Source organism: Streptomyces sp. RKND-216, from assembly GCF_004795255.1.
Lineage (GTDB): Bacteria > Actinomycetota > Actinomycetes > Streptomycetales > Streptomycetaceae > Streptomyces > Streptomyces hazeniae.
The window spans coordinates 2,833,685-2,851,560 of sequence record NZ_SSBQ01000002.1; the positions used below are offsets into that span (position 1 = coordinate 2,833,685).

Sequence of the window (17,876 nt, forward strand, 5' to 3'; positions counted from 1 at the left end):
CGCGCCGCCGCCACCGGCGGCGCGGCCTCCAGACTAAGGGGCGAGCCGCGGCGGGTGTGCGTCAGTGGGGATACGCGCGCGGCGCACCCACGTGCCGTGCGTCACCGTCGGCACGACTGGGCCGGGCGAACCGTCCCGAACCGCCGTCCTCACTCGGCGGGCTCGGCGGGCTCGGCGGGCTCGGCGTGCCGGAGGTCCACCGTGCCGGAATACCCGGGCACGGTCGTCCTGCGGTGCTGCCGCACGTCCCAGCCGAGGCCGTAGGCGTCGACGTAGCCGAGGTAGTTCTGGATGGAGGGCGAGGTGTCCATGGCCTGCCGCATGTCGGCGGGGTCACCCACAGCGGTGATCGTGTAGGGCGGCGAGTAGACGCGGCCCTGAAGGATCAGGGTGTTGCCCACACATCGCACCGCGCTCGTACTGATCAGGCGCTGGTCCATGACCTTGATGCCCTTCGCCCCGCCCTTCCAGAGCGCGTTGACGACGGCCTGGAGGTCTTGTTGGTGGATGACCAGGTCGTTGGGCGAGGGGTCGGGAACGCCGGAAATCAGGGGCACGGCGTCCGGCGGGGCGTCGGTGAGCGTCACGGTGAGGCCGGAGCCGGTGACGGCCGAGGTGCCGGCCGCGCGCTTGGCGTCGCGCAGGGCGCGGCGCTCGGCGTCGGTGGTGCCGTTGTCGCCCTCGGCGAGGGCGTCGACGTCGTTGCGCAGGCCGGCGGCAGACGACTCCAGCCGCGCGTTGCGGTCGCTGCGTTCGCGTATCAGGTCGGACAGCCGCAGCATCGTTTCGTCGGTGCGGATGTTGTGGCCCTCAGCGGTGTCGAAGCTGATCCAGAAGATGAGCCCGGCCAGGGCGAAGATCCCGATGGACGCCAGCCGCGCAGGCCTGATGCGGATCCTGGACACGTACCCTAGTCTCCCTCCACGCCTGGTACGCACTACGCTAACGGACCAGACCCTTAGCGATTCACCCCGCGCGGTAACGAAGCGCATCGACAGGAGCTCCCTCGTGCCGAAGTCACGTATCCGCAAGAAGGACGATTTCACCCCGCCGCCGGCGAAGAAGACCGAGATCGACCTCGGTCGAGGCGGCCGCCGCTGGGTCGCGCCCCTGATGCTCGCGCTGTTCGGCATCGGGCTGGCCTGGATCGTGGTCTTCTACGTGACCGACGCCTCCCTGCCACTGGAGGCCATCGGCAACTGGAACATCGTGGTGGGCTTCGGCTTCATCGCCGGCGGGTTCGTCGTCTCCACCCAGTGGAAGTAGCCTTCCGCGACCGCAACCCCCACCCCTGAGTTATCCACAGGGTGATCCACAGCCTGGGTAAAGTTCAGACGATCTGTGGATAACTCAACTGAGGTTGACGCCGGTCCGACTGTCACCGCTGGTCGACGGTCGGCCGGAAACCTTGAACCCACTGGGAAAACGTACGTCTGCGCGAGTCCGCACCCGTAGGGGTTCACTCATGCACAAGATCCCCGCCCGCCTGTGGACAACTTTGCGCGACGGGGGCGGCGCGCACCCGCCCTCACCCGGTGTTCTCACCCGATGAGGACCGCCGTGCGCACCACGAGCGCCACGACCTCCAGCGCGAGCACCGCCCCGCACGCCCCCCACTGCACCAGTGCGCGGCGTTCCCGCGGGGCGTGGACCATGGCGTAAGCGATCACCGCGCCGACGACCAGCCCGCCGACGTGTGCCTGCCAGGAGATCGACGCCACGGTGAAGGTGAAGATCAAATTGACGGCCAGCAGGATCAGGATCGGCCGCATGTCGTACCGGAGCCGCCTGACCAGCACGGCCATCGCACCGAACAGGCCGTAGATGGCGCCCGAGGCGCCGAGCGACGCCTGCTGCGGATCGGACACCACGTACGCGAGGACGCTGCCGCCGACGGCGGACAGCAGGTACAGCGCGAGATAGCGGCCACGGCCCAGCGCGGCCTCCAACTGCGGGCCCAGAACCCACAGCGCCAGCATGTTCATGCCGACGTGCCAGAACTCCTGGTGGGCGAACGCCGAGGTCAGCAGCCGGTACCACTGCCCCTCCGCCACGCCCTCCAGCGGCCCGTACGCCTCGGTGGTGGCCCGACCGAAGAGGAGCAGCTCGTCGGTGAGCGGCCTGCCCACGGCCAGGACGGCGACGAAGACGGCAAGGTTGATCCCCAGAAGGATCTTGGTGACCAGCCAGGTGTCCCCGGCGACCGCGCCGCCGGCCAGGGTTCGCGGCCGGTTCGCCCCCGGCTTGTGTCCGGTGCCGGAGCCGCCGCGCACGCACTGCGGGCACTGGTAGCCGACGGAAGCGGAGATCATGCAGTCCGGGCAGATCGGCCGGTCGCAGCGCGTGCAGCGGATGCCCGTCTCCCGGTCCGGATGCCGGTAGCAGGTGACGGCCGGCACGTGCTCCGAACGGTGTTCCGGCTCGTGCTCCGACCCGTGCTGCCGATCCATGGGCGCTCCGCTCCCTCTCCCCTACAGAATGCCCCGCCCCGCTGTCCTGGTGTACGGACGGCGGGGCGGAACGGTTCCCGGCGCTGCCGGGCGTGTGTACGTGCGCGACCCGCGTCAGCGGCGCTCGATGACCACCGACTCGATGACCACGTCCTGGACCGGGCGGTCGGTGCGCGGGTTTGTCTGGGTGCTGCCGATCGCGTCCACGACCTTCTTGCCGGCCTCGTCGGCGACCTCGCCGAAGATGGTGTGCTTGCCGGTCAGCCAGGCCGTCGGCGCGACGGTGACGAAGAACTGCGAACCGTTGGTGCCCGGACCGGCGTTCGCCATCGCCAGCAGGTAGGGCCGGTCGAAGGACAGGTCCGGGTGGAACTCGTCACCGAACTCGTAACCCGGGCCGCCGGTTCCGTTGCCCAGCGGGTCGCCGCCCTGGATCATGAACCCGCTGATCACCCGGTGGAAGACGGTGCCGTCGTACAGACGGTCTGTGGTCTTCTGACCGGTCTGCGGGTGCGTCCACTCGCGCGCGCCCTCAGCGAGCTCCGTGAAGTTCTTGACCGTCTTCGGAGCGTGGTCCGGGAAGAGACGCACCACGATGTCGCCCTGGTTGGTCTTCAGGGTGGCGTAAAGCTGCTCAGCCACGATCTACCTTCCATCTGTACTCATCGACTCTGCCCCGATCCTCCCACGCCCGCGATCCCCGCCGGACGGACACGTCCCCGCCCCGGGCGCCGCCCGCGTCCCACCCGGTCCGGATCGGCCCCGGTCCAGCGTGCCCCGCGGGCACACATACCCCCAATGGCGCGTCCGTACGTGCTTCGCAGGCGGTAGCCAGGCATGATCCTGGCTACGAGTGGAAGGCGAAACAGTGCCGTTCCTTCAGGGCCCCGGACGCCGCGGCGCCTCCCCGGCGTCAGGCGGCAGCAGATCCGACGCGGCCTTGAACACGCCACCGAGGAGGAGAAGTGACCCGCATCGACAGCGCCCGCGCCGCAGCCGACAGCGCCATCGAGAGCGTGCGGCACGCCGCGGAGGCGGTGGCGCCCTACGCGGAGAGTGCCCGGGACAACGCCTCCCACTACGCGCACGAAGCGGGCGCGTACCTGGGCCCCAGGGTGTCGTCCGCAGCGCATCAGGCGCGCAGCACGGCCCGGGACAACTACGACGCGCACGTGGTGCCGCGGCTGGCCAAGGCGCGCAAGTCCCTGCCGCCGGAGGTCGACAAGGCCGCCACCCGCGCCGCGCAGCACACCCGGAAGGCGGCGAAGCAGGCGAACGACTACGCCCGGCCGCACCTGGAGCAGGCCCGCTCGGCCGCCGCCCCGGCGGGCCGCGAGGCCGCCGCCCGCAGCACAGCGGCCTTCGCCGCCGTGCGCTACGGGGTGAGCGCCCGCGACATCGAGAAGCTCGCCCGCCGCCGCTCCCGCCGGGCCGGCGCGGGCCGGTTCGCCAAGCGGCTGGCCATGCTCGGCCTGCTGGCCGGCGGCGCGTACGCCGCCTGGCGCTGGTGGGACAAGCAGGCCAACCCCGACTGGCTGGTCGAGCCGCCGCCGCCCACCGAGGTCATCGACGAGGAGATGGCCGCGATGGACGAGGCGGACCGTGCGGTACTCGACCCGGAGGTCGAGGCCAAGCAGCGCGACGAGGACGCCCGCTGACGCGGTGATCCCCCTCCCGCGGGGCGGGACCGGTGCCCTGCCGGTCCCGCCCCGCGGTGTGCGCGGGACGCCCTCTGGGCAGGGTGCCCGCCGGCCGCCTACAGTCGGATTCCGACCACCTGGGGGGTTGTTCATGGCGAAGGTCACCGTCAGTCTCGACGCGGAGCTGGCCGTCGAGGTCATGGTCCTGGCCGGGGTGAACTCCCCGCAGGACGCCGTGGAGGCCGTCGTCCGCGACTACATCGCGCGCGGCCACCGCACCGAGGCGCGCACGGGCCGCACCGACCTGCGGCTGCGCGAGGTCGCCGAGGAGCCGAAGGACGACCAGCGGGGCTGACCGGCACCCGCACCCCGCGCGCCCTTCCCACCGGACCGGCGCGAAGAGTCGCGAAGAGTCGCGAAGAGTTCCGGGGCGCGCCGGGGTCCACCCCTGTGGAAGCCGTCGGCGCACCACGGAAGGAGCCGGCCATGCACCGGGACCGGGACGCGACCGCGAGGAGATCCGCGGGCTGATCGAGCGATGGGCGGCGGCCGTGCACCGCGGCGACCTGCCGGCCGTGGCTCGCCGACCACAGCGACGACATCCTGATGTACGACGTGCCGCCGCCGTACGAAGGCGCCCGCGGCATCGACGCCTACCGCGCCACCTGGCCGCCGTTCTTCGACTGGCAGGCGCAGGGCGCGGCGTTCGAGATCACCGTCCTCGACGTGACCGCGGGCGAGGACGTCGCCTGTCCACACGCCCTGCTGCGTTGCGGCATGCCCGAGGAGCTGGCGGAGAACCCGCGGAACCGGCTGCGGATGACCATCGGGCTGCGCCGGGAGGACGGCCTCTGGGTCGTCGCGCACGAGCACCACTCCTTCCCGGACACCAGCGTGCCGGTCTGAGCCCGCTCCGCGTCTGCGTGCGTGGTCAGCGCGCGCCGGTGCGGGCCCTGTACACCAGCTGGTGACGTTCGCCGGGGGACAGGTCCGGGTGCCGGGCGGCGAGCGCGTACGGCTCGGTCACCTCCAGCAGACTCTGCAGCGTCCCGGCGTGCTCGCCGTGCATCTGCTTCTCCAGGCCGAACGGCGACCGCTCCTCGGCCGGCGTCTCACCCGCCCTGCCCTCGATCTCCCCGGTGCCGATGGACTCCCCGTCGTAGGGGAGCAGGCCGCCTCCGTGCACCGGCCGCCACGCGGCCGGTTCGTCGCGGACCGCGTCGTACACGAGCAGGCCCAGGTAGGTGTGCCCGGGCTGGACCCGGGAGTCGCAGGGCACCTCCCACAGCACGGCGCGGAAGGAGTCCGGCAGCGGCTTCGCCCCCTCGCGGCTGTGCAGCACCTCGTCCACCACGAGTACCGCGCTGCGCGGGGCGTCGACGCCCCGCGCCCGCCGTTCGCTGCCCGGCCGCGCGTGGAAGACGGCGATGTGGTCGCCGTAGGAGAGCCACTGCTGCGCGGAGTCGGCGGGGAAGTCCGGGTACATGGCATCGTAGTTCGCGTCGGCGCCGCCGCAGCCGCGGTAGCGGTCGTCCGCCGCTCCGTCCCCCGACGTGGCCAGCAGCACCGATCCCGCCGCCAGGGCGCCCGCGGCCACGAACGCCACGCCCCGCCGTCGCCCTCTCGCCGCTTCCCGTCCCATGGGGGCGCCTCCTCCGTCGCGGTCGTCGCCTCTGTGACGTACGGGACACGCTCCGGGTTTCCTCGCCCTCCCCTCTCGTCCGCGCCTGGCGGCGCCACAAGCGCGGACGTAGGAGCAGGTCGACGGGTTTGGTGACGAGGAGGACGACGGCGTCCGGTGCGGCCCCGTCCAGCCCGGCCATGAGGGAGCGGACGACGGGGCGTTGCGGTCGCACAGTTCGAGCCGGCTCTGCCCGGCGGCCATGGGGGCCCGGCAGCGAGGACGATCACTGCGGCGCCCTCCATGGCAGCCAGGTCGTCGGTGACGGAGACCTCCTGCGAGCACTGCGGCTGCTCCTTCTGCGTCTGGTCCGCCGCCCATGTCGGCGGCGTGCGGCTCGCCGACTTCCCCTTGGACCCCGGACGTCGACTTCGCGGTGATGAAGCGCGAACTGGTCGACTTCACGCCCGCCCGCGGCCGCGAGATCCACCGCCTCAAAGGGCTACACCAATCTACGGGACCGCCACGGCCGCCGTCGGCATCGTCGAGTGCGTGCTGTGCACGACGAACGGCGCATCCTCAGCGTCTCCGCGCCCGCCTCGCCCGCGTACGGCCTGCCGCAGCGGGCGGTACTGTCCCTGCCGTGCGTCGTCGGCGCGGGCGGCGTGGAACGCTCTGCGGTGCTCTCCCTCGACGACGAGGAGACCGCGCTCCTCCACGAGGCGTACGAGCGACTGGAGAGCGCGTTCCAGCCGGGCGCGCCGCCGCGTAGCGTGGAGCAGCGCCGGCGCGCGGGGGGCTGCGGACACCCGTTCGAGGACCGCCGCCGCCCCCGCCGCACAATGGGTCCGTGCCGACCAGAACCGCCACGCCCTCCCCGTACGTCGACCTGTCCCGCGCCGAGTGGAGCGCCCTGCGCAGAGGTGTGCCTCCCACCCGCGCCCCGGGGACGACTCCGGGCACGACGCCGCTGCCCCTCACCGCCGACGAGGTGGAGGCCCTGCGCGGCCTCGGCGACGTCATCGACCTCGACGAGGTACGGGACGTCTACCTGCCGCTGTCCCGGCTGCTGAACCTGTACGTCGGCGCCACCCACGGCTTGCGGAACGCGCTCAACACCTTCCTCGGCGACGGCCCGGGCGGCGGCGGGGCACAGCCCGGCACACCGTTCGTCATCGGCGTGGCCGGCAGCGTCGCCGTGGGCAAGTCCACCGTCTCCCGGCTCCTGCAGGCTCTGCTGGCCCGCCGTCCGGAACACCCGCACGTCGCACTCGTCACCACCGACGGCTTCCTGTACCCCAACGCGGAGCTGGAGCGGCGCGGCCTGATGCGCCGCAAGGGCTTCCCCGAGTCCTACGACCGCCGCGCCCTCACCCGCTTCGTCTCGGACGTCAAGTCCGGGCTGCCGGAGGTCTCCGCGCCCGTCTACTCGCACCTCGCCTACGACATCGTCCCCGGCGAACGCCTTGTCGTGCGGCGGCCGGACATCCTCGTGGTCGAGGGCCTCAACGTCCTCCAGCCCGCCCTTCCCGGCAAGGACGGCCGCACCCGACTCGCCCTCTGTGACCACTTCGACTTCTCCGTCTACGTCGACGCCCGCACCGAGGACATCCGCCGCTGGTACCTGGAGCGCTTCCGCGCCCTGCGCGCCACCGCGTTCCGTGACCCCGCCTCGTACTTCCGCACCTACACGCGCGTCAGCGAAGCCGAGGCCCTCGCCTACGCCCGCGACACCTGGGCCACCGTCAACGAGCCCAACCTCCGCCAGAACATCGTCCCCACCCGCGGCCGCGCCACCCTCGTCCTCCACAAGGCCCCCGACCACACCGTCCGCCGCATCCGCCTCCGCAAGCTCTGAACACCCGGCCGGAGGGGCGCGGAAGGGCCGTGAACGCGATCAGCGCGCCTCCCGGAAGGGGAGACGCGCTGATCGGCTGCGGTGGAGCCTAGGAGAGTCGAACTCCTGACATCCGCCATGCAAAGACGGCGCTCTACCAACTGAGCTAAGGCCCCGCTGGAGACAGCGTACCGGGTCGCGGCAGGAGATTCCGACCGGGTATCGCCCCACGGCCATCACCCTCCGTAGGATGCACCGCAAGTTCGCGCCAGCGAAGGTCCGCAGGGAGTTCCCGGGGAGAGGCACATGGACGCAGCACAGCAGGAAGCGGCCGCCAGAGCGCGGGAACTGCAGAGCCAGTGGTACGGGGAACCGCTGGGAACGCTGTTCCGGCGGCTCATCGACGACCTCGGGCTCAACCAGGCCCGCCTCGCGACCGTGCTGGGCCTGTCCGCTCCCATGCTGTCGCAGCTCATGAGCGGGCAGCGGGCGAAGATCGGCAACCCCGCGGTGGTGCAGCGGGTACAGGCCCTCCAGGAGCTCGCCGGGGAGGTGGCCCGCGGCGACATCAGCGCCGGAAACGCCACCGCGCGCATGGAGGAGATCAAGCGCACCGCCGGGGGCAGTGTGCTGAACAACACGGTCCAGGGCGGGACGGCCGGCGCCTCGCAGACGCCAGTGAAGCGGATCGTGCGGGAGATCCAGGCGCTGATGCGGTCGGTGTCGGACGCGGCCGACATCCTCGACGCCTCGACCGCGCTGGCCGACAGGCACCCGGAACTGGCGGAATTCCTGCGGGTCTACGGGGCCGGGCGCACCGCGGACGCCGTCAAGCACTACGAGGAGCACGCGAACTAGCCATGGGGGAGGTCTTCGCGGGGCGCTACGAACTGGTCGACCCGATCGGCCGCGGCGGGGCGGGCGCGGTGTGGCGCGCCTGGGACCATCGGCGGCAGCGGTACGTGGCGGCGAAGGTGCTGCAGCAGCGGGACGCGCACGCACTGCTGCGCTTCGTCCGCGAGCAGGCGCTGCGCATCGACCACCCGCACGTGCTCGCCCCGGCGAGCTGGGCGGCGGACGACGACAAGGTGCTGTTCACCATGGACCTGGTGGGCGGCGGGTCGCTGGCCCACCTGATCGGCGACTACGGGCCGCTGCCCCCGGCCTACGTGTGCGTCCTGCTGGACCAGCTGCTGGCCGGGCTCGCCGCCGTGCACGCGGAGGACGTAGTGCACCGGGACATCAAGCCCGCCAACATCCTGCTGGAGCCCACCGGAACGGGACGGCCGCGCCTGCGGCTGTCCGACTTCGGCATCTCCATGCGCAAGGGCGAGCCGCGCCTCACCGACGCCGACTTCATCGTGGGCACGCCCGGCTACTTCGCGCCCGAGCAGATGCAGGGCGCCGAACCGGACTTCACCGCGGACCTGTACGCCGTCGGACTCGTCGCGCTCTACCTGCTGACGGGGGAGAAGCCGGACGCGTTCGCCCTGCTGGACGACTACGAGCGGGCGGGCGGCATGCCGCCCGCACCGGCGCGGGTGCCGGCACCGCTGTGGCAGGTCGTGGGGACGCTGCTGCACCCGGACCCGCAGGACCGTTTCCGTACGGCCACCGGCGCCCGGAAGGCCCTGGCGGGCGCGGCGGAAGTGCTGGGCGGCGACGGTGCGGCCGCGGTGGAGGTGCGGGACCATCTCGGCCCGCTGCCGGAGGGGTTCGGGCCGGACGGCCCTCAAAGCGCCCGGCAGACGGCCAACGGTCGCGGCACGAACACGGCCTCGGACACCGGGAGCTACCACATCGCGCCGCCCCGGCCGGCTGCGCCGCCGACGGTCGCGCACAGCCCGACGCTCACCGCGGGGTACGGCGCACCGCAACCGGCCTCCGGCCCCACGGCCCCGCCCGCACCACCCGCAGCGGGACCGGCCGCCCGGCGGCCGGGGACACCCGTACGACGGCAGGGGCCGCCCGCGAAGATCGCGGTGCCGGTGCTGCTGGTGGCCCTGGTGTGCCTGGCCGTGGGCGTCTGGGCTCTCGCCGCCGCCTGAGCGCCCGCGCAGGGATGGGATGGGTGGGCGGGCGTTTCCACGGGTGACCGGCAGCCGGTGATCCCGCCGGTCAGCGGCGCAGCGGGGGTGGCGCGCCGAAACCCGCCGCGGGCCCGCCCGCAGACCCGCCCGCAGACCGGCGGGCGAGGCCCCACCACAGGGCCAGCCCGGCCAGCAGCAGCGTGCCGGTGCCCACGCCGGACCAGCCGACCACCGTCAGGGTGTCGCTGCGCCGCGCCGCCTGCGGCGTCAGCCCCTCCTCAGCCTGGTCCCGGTCGGCGTCACTCACCCCGAATCCCGCCGCGACGGGATCTCCGGCATAGTCCGGGGGGTCGCCCGGCTTCCCGACGAGTTCGGTGCGCAGCGTCACCGGAACCGTGCCGTCCACGAAACGGCCGAGGTCGGCGTGCGCGTGCACGGCCACGTAGTACCAGCCGGCGACGGACGCCGCGGCCACCTCGTCGTTGTATGCGTACCGGTGCCCGTACACCGCGGGCGGCGTACGGACCGGCACGGCCGCGGGGGCGTCCGCCTCGTACATGGCGCCCTCGCCCGCCACGTAGCCGCGAGCCGGGTTGTACACGGCGACCTGCACGCCGTCCGAGGTGTAAGCGGTCTCGTCGCCGGTCTTCGCCGTGCCGAACTCCGCGCTCAGCGCAAGCGACTGGCCCCAGTCGACCGGCACCCGGTAGAAACGGGTGCCGCCCGGTCGCAGCCGGTCCTTCCACACGCCTTCGCCCATGCCGGCCGCGTCGTTGAAGCCCGTGCCGCCCTCGAGCTGCCGCGCCGTGCCCGTCGGCAGACCGGGCGGCTCGGTCGGCAGGTCGCCGGTGTCCGGCGCCTCGGTCGACTTCAGGCTGTTCAGGCCCGGCTCGCTCATCAGACGCAGCTCGACCGGCCACGCGGCCCGGCCGGAGGCCGGGTCGCTCTCCCGGGTCACCGAGAGGTTGTAGACGCCGGCGGACTGGCACGCGCCGTCCGGCTCGGTGACACGGGCGACCCAGGCCGCGATCGGACGGGCGGCGCCGTTGCTGCCGAAGTCGGCCTCGCCCTCGCCGCAGGACGTGCCGTCGGCTCCCTCCAGCAGCACGCTGACGCCGTCGCCGTAGGCCACCTTTGAGCCCGCCTCCGGCAGCGCCGTGACCGAGATCCGGGGCTGCGACTCCGCGTCCAACTCGACGGTGTAGTACTTCTCCTCGCCCGGACCGATGTCGTCGGTGTAGATCCGGCCGGACGCCAGCCGCGGACCGTCGGCGCTGCTCCGCGCCCCGTCCACAGCCTGTGCATCCTCGGCCGTGCGGTACGCCGGCACGTCGCCCGCGTCCGCGACGGCGGCACCGCCCGGGAGGCCCGCCGTCACCCCCAGCACGACCGCGGTCGCGAGGGCCCGCGGGACGGCACGCCCCGCCACCCGCCCAGTGGTTCCCCGTCTCACCACACCACGCCCCCGCCTCTCGTTCACCACTTCCCGGCCCCGCGCCCCGCACCGCGTCTCGCGGGGCATGGACGACAAGGCCCCGCGCGCGGTTTCGCACCCGGGGCCTCGCGGACTACTGCTGTGGGGTCACACGCTCGTACCTGCAGGCACGGAGTCGGTCGCCTCCGTCCACAGATCCTGCTCGGCGCGGTCCGCCTGGATCTGGCGGTACACGAGGAGCCCGCCGACGGCGGCCAGTGCGACCAGGAGAAGCTTCTTCACCGCGCTACCTCGTCCTTCATAGACGTATGGGACCTTCTGGCGCCCGATGATACCCACACCGACCCCCGCGCCGACGGGAACACCCGCCGTGGCCCACCTCCCGCCGCAAAGCCCGGCCACCACGCCCTTCGCCCGGGCACACGACACGGAAGGCCCGGCACCTCCGGGGAGGTGCCGGGCCTTCCGACGTCGCGGTGGGGCTAACAGGACTTGAACCTGTGGCCTCATCCTTATCAGGGATGCGCTCTAACCATCTGAGCTATAGCCCCGCGCTGCACGGAAAGATTAGCGCACTGTGGGCCGTGCCCCAAAATCGGTTCCGGGGCCGGGCCGGCGCCGCGACGGCGGCGGGTCACTCGTCCTCGGCGAGAGTCACCTCGACGCCGCCGACGAAGCCCGCCGACAGGTTGTAGATGAACGCGCCCAGCGTGGCCAGCGCCGTCATCAGGACGACGTCGATGAGGGCCACGACGCCGGTGAACGTCAGCACCCGCGGCAGCGACAGGAAGCCCTGGAGATCGAACCCGTCGGACCCGTCGCTGGAGGTGGCCTCGCTTATGGTGCCGCCCACCGCCGCGAAGACGCCCATGGCGTCCATGACCATCCACAGCACGGCGACCGCGACCACGGTGCACAGCCCCAGGGCGATGGCCAGCAGGAAGCTGACCTTCATCACCGACCACGGGTCCAGCTTGGCCACCCGCAGCCGCGCCTTGCGTGTGCGCGGGACCGTACGCGCGCCCGTGCGGGGCTTGCGCAGACCGCCGGGGGCGTCTCCGTCGCCCTCCGCCTCCGCCCCCGCCGGGGCGTCGTACGCCCGCGGCGGGTGATGCGGCTGAACCTGCGGCTGCGGACCCGGCGGGGCCTGCGAGGGCTGCTGAGGATACGCCTGCTGGGGCTGGGCACCACTCACGCCTTACTCCTCGTCGCTCGACGTTGCCGGGGAACCGGCCGGACCATCGGCCGGTGACGCGTCGATCTCGGCGGTCCCGGTGGAAGCGGTGGAACCGGTGGCCGCCGCCTGCTCAGCGGCCTCCACGGCGGCGTCGACCACGGCCTCGACCTCCTCGGCCTCCCGACCGGCCTCGGCGTTGCGCGCCATGCCCACGACGGCGTCGCGCTTGCCCAGGTTGATCAGGGAGACGCCCATGGTGTCACGCCCGGTCTCCCGCACCTCGCTCACGCGGGTGCGGATCACGCCACCGCTGCGCGTGATGGCCAGGATCTCGTCACTCTCCTCGACCACCAGCGCACCGACCAGCTCACCGCGGTCCTCCACGATCTTCGCGGCCTTGATGCCCAGACCGCCGCGCCCCTGGACGCGGTAGTCGTCCACCGACGTGCGCTTTCCGTACCCGCCGTCGGTGGCGGTGAAGACGAAGGTACCGGCCCGCACGACGTTCATCGAGAGCAGTTCGTCGCCCTCGCGGAAACTCATGCCCTTCACACCGGACGTCGCCCGGCCCATCGGCCGCAGCGTGTCGTCGCTCGCCGTGAAGCGGATCGACTGCGCCTTCTTGCTGACCAACAGCAGGTCGTCGTCCGGGGAGACAAGCTCGGCGCCGATCAGTTCGTCGTCCCGGCCGTCGTCCATCTGCCGCAGGTTGACGGCGATGACGCCGCCGGAGCGCGGCGAGTCGTAGTCCTTCAGCGGAGTCTTCTTCACCAGGCCGGACTTGGTGGCCAGCACCAGATAGGGCACCGCCTCGTAGTCGCGGATCGCCAGGATTTCCGCGATCTGCTCGTCCGGCTGGAACGCGAGCAGGTTCGCCACGTGCTGGCCGCGCGCTTCGCGCCCGGCGTCGGGGAGCTCGTACGCCTTCGCCCGGTACACCCGGCCCTTGTTGGTGAAGAACAGCAGCCAGTGGTGCGTGGTGGAGACGAAGAAGTGGTCGACGATGTCGTCCTCGCGGAGCTTCGTGCCGCGCACGCCCTTGCCGCCGCGCTTCTGCGCCCGGTAGTCGTCGGTCTTCGTCCGCTTGACGTAGCCGCCACGCGTGATGGTGACGACGATGTCCTCCTCGGCGATCAGGTCCTCGATGGACATGTCGCCCTCGAAGGGCACCAGTTGGGTACGGCGGTCGTCGCCGTACTTGTCGACGATCGCGGTGAGTTCGGCACCGATGATCTCGCGCTGCCGGGCCGGCGAGGCCAGGATCGCGTTGTACTCGTCGATCTTCGCCTGGAGTTCGTCGTGCTCGGTGGTGATCTTCTGCCGCTCCAGCGCGGCCAGCCGGCGCAGCTGCATCTCCAGGATCGCGTTCGCCTGGATCTCGTCGATGCGCAGCAGGTCCATCAGGCCGCCGCGCGCCTCGTCCACGGTCTGGCTGCGGCGGATCAGCGCGATGACCTCGTCGATCGCGTCCAGCGCCTTCAGCAGACCCCGCAGGATGTGCGCCCGCTCCTCGGCCTTCCGCAGCCGGTACCGGGTACGCCGCACGATCACGTCGATCTGGTGCGTCACCCAGTGCCGGATGAACGCGTCCAGCGACAGCGTGCGCGGCACGCCCTCGACCAGCGCCAGCATGTTGGCGCTGAAGTTGGTCTGCAGGTCGGTGTGCTTGTACAGGTTGTTCAGCACGACCTTCGCGACCGCGTCCCGCTTCAGCACGATGACCAGGCGCTGCCCGGTGCGGGAGGACGTCTCGTCCCGGACGTCGGCGATGCCACCCACCCGGCCGTCCTTCACCAGGTCGGCGATCTTCAGCGCCAGGTTGTCCGGGTTCACCTGGTACGGCAGCTCGGTGACCACCAGGCACTGCCGGCCCTGGATCTCCTCCACCTCGACCACCGCGCGCATCGTGATCGAGCCCCGCCCGGTGCGGTACGCCTCCTCGATGCCCCTGCGGCCCACCACCAGCGCGCCGCTCGGGAAGTCCGGGCCCTTGATCCGCTCGATCAGCGCTTCGAGCAGCTCCTCGTTGCTCGCCTCCGGGTTCTCCAGGTACCACCGCGCACCCGAGGCGACCTCCCGCAGGTTGTGCGGCGGGATGTTCGTCGCCATACCGACCGCGATGCCCGCGCTGCCGTTGATCAGCAGGTTCGGGAAACGCGACGGCAGCACCGTCGGCTCCTGGTTGCGGCCGTCGTAGTTGTCCTGGAAGTCGACGGTCTCCTCGTCGATGTCCCGGAGCATCTCCATGGCCAGCGGCGCCATCTTGCACTCGGTGTACCGCATGGCCGCGGCCGGGTCGTTGCCCGGCGAACCGAAGTTGCCGTTCGAGTCGACCAGCGGCATCCGCATCGACCAGGTCTGCGCCAGGCGGACCAGGGCGTCGTAGATCGAGGTGTCACCGTGCGGGTGGTAGGTGCCCATCACGTCGCCCACCACGCGGGCGCACTTGTAGAAGCCGCGCTCCGGCCGGTAGCCGCCGTCGTACATCGCGTACAGCACCCGCCGGTGCACCGGCTTCAGGCCGTCGCGCACATCGGGCAGCGCACGCGACACGATCACGCTCATCGCGTAGTCGAGGTAGGAGCGCTGCATCTCCGTCTCGAGGCTCACCGGCTCCACACGGGCTCCGGCGGTCTCGTCGACGATCGCGCTCTCCACAGGCAGGTTGTGCGGCTCGGGAGGAAGATTCTCGTCGGCCATGCTTCGAAGTCAGTCCTTAACTAGCTACGGCGCGGGATGAGGAGGGGAGACAGCCGGGTCCAGCCGACTCAGATGTCGAGGAAGCGGACGTCCTTGGCGTTGCGCTGGATGAACGACCGCCGCGCCTCCACGTCCTCGCCCATCAGAATCGAGAACAGGTCGTCGGCCGCGGCCGCGTCGTCCAGCGTGACCTGGCGCAGGACGCGGTGGTCCTGGTCCATGGTGGTCACCCGCAGCTCCTCGGCGTTCATCTCGCCCAGACCCTTGAAGCGCTGGATCGAGTCGTCCTTGATCCGCTTGCCCTGCTCGCGGCCGAGCTGGATCAGCTTGTCGCGCTCCCGGTCGGAGTACGCGTACTGGTGCTCGTCCCGGCCCCATTTGACCTTGTAGAGCGGCGGCTGCGACAGGAAGACGTGGTTCTCCTCGACCAGCGGCCGCATGAAGCGGAACAGCAGCGTCAGCAGCAGCGTGTTGATGTGCTGGCCGTCGACGTCGGCGTCCGCCATCAGGATGATCTTGTGATAGCGGAGCCTGCTGATGTCGAAGTCCTCGTGGATGCCGGTACCGAAGGCCGAGATCAGCGCCTGCACCTCGGCGTTCTGCAGCACCTTGTCGATGCGCGCCTTCTCCACGTTGAGGATCTTGCCGCGGATCGGGAGGATCGCCTGGTACTGCGGGTCGCGGCCCGACTTCGCGCTGCCGCCCGCGGAGTCGCCCTCCACGATGAAGATCTCGCACTTCGCCGGGTCGTTGGACTGGCAGTCCGACAGCTTGCCCGGCAGCGACGCCGTCTCCAGCAGACCCTTGCGGCGGGTCAGGTCGCGCGCCTTGCGCGCCGCCACCCGCGCCGTCGCCGCCTGGATGCCCTTGCGGATGATGTCCGCGGCCTCGTTCGGGTTCCGGTCCAGCCAGTCGGTGAGCTGCTCGTGCACGATGCGCTGCACGAAGGTCTTCGCCTCCGTGTTGCCCAGCTTCGTCTTCGTCTGGCCCTCGAACTGCGGCTCGCTCAGCTTGATCGAGATGATCGCCGTCAGGCCCTCACGGATGTCCTCGCCCGTGAGGTTGTCGTCCTTCTCCCGCAGCAGCTTCCGGTCCCGCGCGTACCGGTTGATCAGACCGGTCATCGCCGCGCGGAAACCCTCCTCGTGCGTACCGCCCTCGTGCGTGTGGATGACGTTCGCGAAGGAGTACACACCCTCGCTGTACTGGCTGTTCCACTGCATCGCGATGTCGAGGGACAGCTGACGCTCCGCGTCCTCCGCCTCGAACTCGATGATCGTCGGATGCACCGGCTCACCCTTGCGCGAGTTCAGGTGCTTCACGAAATCCGCGATGCCGCCCTCGTAGTGGTACCGGACGGCGTTCTGGTTGCCCTCCTCGTCGACGTGCTCCTTGCGCTCGTCGCGCAGCGAGATCGTCACACCCTTGTTGAGGAAGGCCATCTCCTGGAAACGCCGGGCCAGCGTCTCGAACGAGTAGTCCGTCGTCTCGAAGATGTCCCCGTCGGCCCAGAAGGTGACCGAGGTACCGGTCTCCTCCGTCGCCTCGTTCTTCTGCAGCGGCGCGGTGGGCAGACCCAGCTTGTAGTCCTGCGTCCAGCGGTAGCCGTCCGTCCGGACCTCGACCGCGACCTTCGTGGACAGCGCGTTCACCACGGACACGCCCACACCGTGCAGACCGCCGGAGACCGCGTACCCGCCGCCCCCGAACTTGCCGCCCGCGTGCAGCACCGTGAGCACGACCTCCACGGCCGGCTTCCCCTCCGACGGCACGATGCCGACCGGGATGCCGCGCCCGTTGTCGACGACCCGCACACCGCCGTCGGCGAGCAGCGTCACGTCGATGGTGTCGGCATGACCCGCCAGCGCCTCGTCGACCGAGTTGTCGACGACCTCCTGCACGAGGTGATGCAGACCACGTTCACCGGTCGACCCGATGTACATGCCCGGACGCTTACGGACCGCGTCCAGACCCTCGAGGACGGTGATCGCACTCGCGTCGTACGACGGCGGAACGGGCCCCTCACTGGGCCCGGCCGCCGGGATCTCCTCCACGGCGCCGGTCTCGGACGTGTTGCTCTGGTTCTCCTTGCCGGGATCGGCCACGAAGCGCCCTTTCTGGCACAGCACAGGCCGTCTCCGGGGCATGGCGGAGCGGCTGCGATGTTCGACGATTTCCGCAACGGGGCGGCTTGCCCTCCAGTGTACCGGTGGCTCGGACATGAATGGTGGTTTGCCGGTGCCTGAGTTCCCACGTGCCGCCCTCAATCGCCATCCGGCGACTCCCCATATGCGGACCGGGGGGCCGGGAGGCTCACAGCGGCACTCAGCGCTTCGGGCCGTCACCAACCGTCGCAGCCCCGCACACCCGCCTCCACACCCGTGCGCAGAGCCGCCCTCACGCCCGCGCGGACGGACGCGCGCACGGACGCTCCCGCACGCCTATCCGTAGGTGTCGCGCGGCCCACGACTCCCCGGAGCGCGCAGCGGCCCGTACCGCGGAGCCGGCGCCTGAGGGCCCCGCACCTTGATCACGCGCACGGTGCCGTGCCCGAGATCCTCGTTCAGCCGCGCCACCAGACTCGGCGCCAGCAACCGCAACTGCGTCGCCCACGCCGTCGAGTCGCACGCCACCAGCAGCGCGCGCTCCTCCTCGTCGTACCGCACCGGCTCGCAGTGCTGCGCCACCTGCGGCCCCACCAGCTGCGGCCAGCGGCCCATCACCCCGCCCACCGCCGCCGGCGCCTCCCAGCCCCGCTCGGTGATCAGGGAACTCACCGCACGCCCCAGCGGCATCGGGTCCCGGCCGTCCCGCCCCGCGCCCGACCGCACGCCGCCCCGGCGACCCTGCTTCCGCTGCTGCGCCGCCGCGCCACGGGCCTTCGCCTGCTCCTTCGCCGCACGCAGCGCCACCCGCGCCAGATCCACACCCGTCGGCTCGGCAGCCGCCGGCTTCGGCACCGCCTGCCCCTCGTCCGGCTCCCGCG

Annotated in this window: 17 protein-coding genes, 2 tRNA genes and 1 pseudogene; 7 read left to right on the forward strand and 13 right to left on the reverse strand. The window is 71.5% G+C overall.

What is annotated here, in order from left to right; translation table 11 throughout:
• Positions 1-149 precede the first annotated feature (149 nt).
• Entirely contained in the window at positions 150-905 is a 756-nt protein-coding gene (locus tag E4198_RS12625) for a DUF881 domain-containing protein (protein ID WP_247597654.1), read from the reverse strand.
• A gap of 103 nt (positions 906-1,008) precedes the next feature.
• Here E4198_RS12625 and crgA point away from each other — a divergent pair, with 103 nt between their 5' ends.
• Complete coding sequence (crgA, locus tag E4198_RS12630; protein ID WP_136183241.1) at positions 1,009-1,266, forward strand: cell division protein CrgA; 258 nt, start codon at positions 1,009-1,011, stop codon at positions 1,264-1,266.
• Positions 1,267-1,541: 275 nt separating this feature from the next.
• Here the strand turns inward: crgA and E4198_RS12635 are convergent, their stop codons facing one another.
• Both E4198_RS12635 and E4198_RS12640 read right to left on the reverse strand, forming a co-directional pair.
• A complete protein-coding gene (locus E4198_RS12635) occupies positions 1,542-2,450 on the reverse strand; it encodes a rhomboid family intramembrane serine protease (protein ID WP_136183242.1) in 909 nt (302 codons plus the stop codon).
• A 114-nt stretch (positions 2,451-2,564) separates the two neighbouring features.
• A complete protein-coding gene (locus E4198_RS12640) occupies positions 2,565-3,092 on the reverse strand; it encodes a peptidylprolyl isomerase (RefSeq protein WP_136183243.1) in 528 nt (175 codons plus the stop codon).
• Between the two features lie 323 nt (positions 3,093-3,415).
• On the opposite strand from E4198_RS12640, the gene E4198_RS12645 reads away from it, so the two are divergent.
• The 3 genes and pseudogenes from E4198_RS12645 (at position 3,416) to E4198_RS12655 (ending at position 4,996) form a co-directional block, all read left to right on the forward strand.
• Positions 3,416-4,108, forward strand: coding sequence for a DUF5324 family protein (locus tag E4198_RS12645; protein WP_136183244.1), 693 nt, complete (start codon positions 3,416-3,418; stop codon positions 4,106-4,108).
• Positions 4,109-4,241: 133 nt separating this feature from the next.
• Positions 4,242-4,445, forward strand: a complete 204-nt coding sequence (locus tag E4198_RS12650; protein WP_136183245.1) for a DUF2191 domain-containing protein — start codon at positions 4,242-4,244, stop codon at positions 4,443-4,445.
• A gap of 163 nt (positions 4,446-4,608) precedes the next feature.
• A pseudogene (locus tag E4198_RS12655) lies at positions 4,609-4,996 on the forward strand (nuclear transport factor 2 family protein).
• Positions 4,997-5,021: 25 nt separating this feature from the next.
• On the opposite strand, the gene E4198_RS12660 reads toward E4198_RS12655, so the two are convergent.
• Entirely contained in the window at positions 5,022-5,732 is a 711-nt protein-coding gene (locus E4198_RS12660; protein WP_136183246.1) for a hypothetical protein, read from the reverse strand.
• A 491-nt stretch (positions 5,733-6,223) separates the two neighbouring features.
• The gene (locus E4198_RS12665; protein WP_136183247.1) at positions 6,224-6,520 is read right to left on the reverse strand and encodes a hypothetical protein; all 297 of its coding nucleotides are present in this window, start codon (positions 6,518-6,520) and stop codon (positions 6,224-6,226) included.
• A gap of 41 nt (positions 6,521-6,561) precedes the next feature.
• On the opposite strand from E4198_RS12665, the gene coaA reads away from it, so the two are divergent.
• Complete coding sequence (coaA, locus tag E4198_RS12670; RefSeq protein WP_136183248.1) at positions 6,562-7,569, forward strand: type I pantothenate kinase; 1,008 nt, start codon at positions 6,562-6,564, stop codon at positions 7,567-7,569.
• Positions 7,570-7,651: 82 nt separating this feature from the next.
• On the opposite strand, the gene E4198_RS12675 is transcribed toward coaA, so the two are convergent.
• Positions 7,652-7,724, reverse strand: a tRNA-Ala gene (locus E4198_RS12675).
• A gap of 130 nt (positions 7,725-7,854) precedes the next feature.
• Here E4198_RS12675 and E4198_RS12680 point away from each other — a divergent pair.
• Together E4198_RS12680 and E4198_RS12685 are read left to right on the forward strand one after the other, a co-directional pair.
• On the forward strand, positions 7,855-8,406 hold the full coding sequence (locus E4198_RS12680) for a DNA-binding protein (RefSeq protein WP_136183249.1): 552 nt from the start codon (positions 7,855-7,857) through the stop codon (positions 8,404-8,406).
• A 2-nt stretch (positions 8,407-8,408) separates the two neighbouring features.
• On the forward strand, positions 8,409-9,596 hold the full coding sequence (locus tag E4198_RS12685; protein WP_136183250.1) for a serine/threonine-protein kinase: 1,188 nt from the start codon (positions 8,409-8,411) through the stop codon (positions 9,594-9,596).
• A 70-nt stretch (positions 9,597-9,666) separates the two neighbouring features.
• On the opposite strand, the gene E4198_RS12690 is transcribed toward E4198_RS12685, so the two are convergent.
• From E4198_RS12690 to E4198_RS12720, 7 genes are all read right to left on the reverse strand, one after another.
• Positions 9,667-11,007 carry a hypothetical protein gene (locus E4198_RS12690; RefSeq protein WP_136183251.1) on the reverse strand — a complete coding sequence of 447 codons (1,341 nt, stop codon included), beginning with the start codon at positions 11,005-11,007 and terminating at the stop codon, positions 9,667-9,669.
• 153 nt (positions 11,008-11,160) lie between these two features.
• Positions 11,161-11,295, reverse strand: a complete 135-nt coding sequence (locus E4198_RS12695) for a DLW-39 family protein (RefSeq protein WP_023529481.1) — start codon at positions 11,293-11,295, stop codon at positions 11,161-11,163.
• A gap of 195 nt (positions 11,296-11,490) precedes the next feature.
• Positions 11,491-11,564 (reverse strand) — tRNA-Ile (locus tag E4198_RS12700).
• Between the two features lie 83 nt (positions 11,565-11,647).
• The gene (locus tag E4198_RS12705; RefSeq protein WP_136183252.1) at positions 11,648-12,208 is read right to left on the reverse strand and encodes a DUF3566 domain-containing protein; all 561 of its coding nucleotides are present in this window, start codon (positions 12,206-12,208) and stop codon (positions 11,648-11,650) included.
• Between the two features lie 3 nt (positions 12,209-12,211).
• Positions 12,212-14,890, reverse strand: coding sequence for a DNA gyrase subunit A (gene gyrA / locus E4198_RS12710; protein ID WP_247597655.1), 2,679 nt, complete (start codon positions 14,888-14,890; stop codon positions 12,212-12,214).
• Between the two features lie 68 nt (positions 14,891-14,958).
• Entirely contained in the window at positions 14,959-17,019 is a 2,061-nt protein-coding gene (gene gyrB, locus E4198_RS12715; protein ID WP_136183253.1) for a DNA topoisomerase (ATP-hydrolyzing) subunit B, read from the reverse strand.
• A gap of 312 nt (positions 17,020-17,331) precedes the next feature.
• Positions 17,332-17,850 (reverse strand): DciA family protein, encoded by a 519-nt coding sequence (locus E4198_RS12720; RefSeq protein WP_247597916.1) that lies wholly within the window; start codon positions 17,848-17,850, stop codon positions 17,332-17,334.
• Positions 17,851-17,876 lie beyond the last annotated feature (26 nt).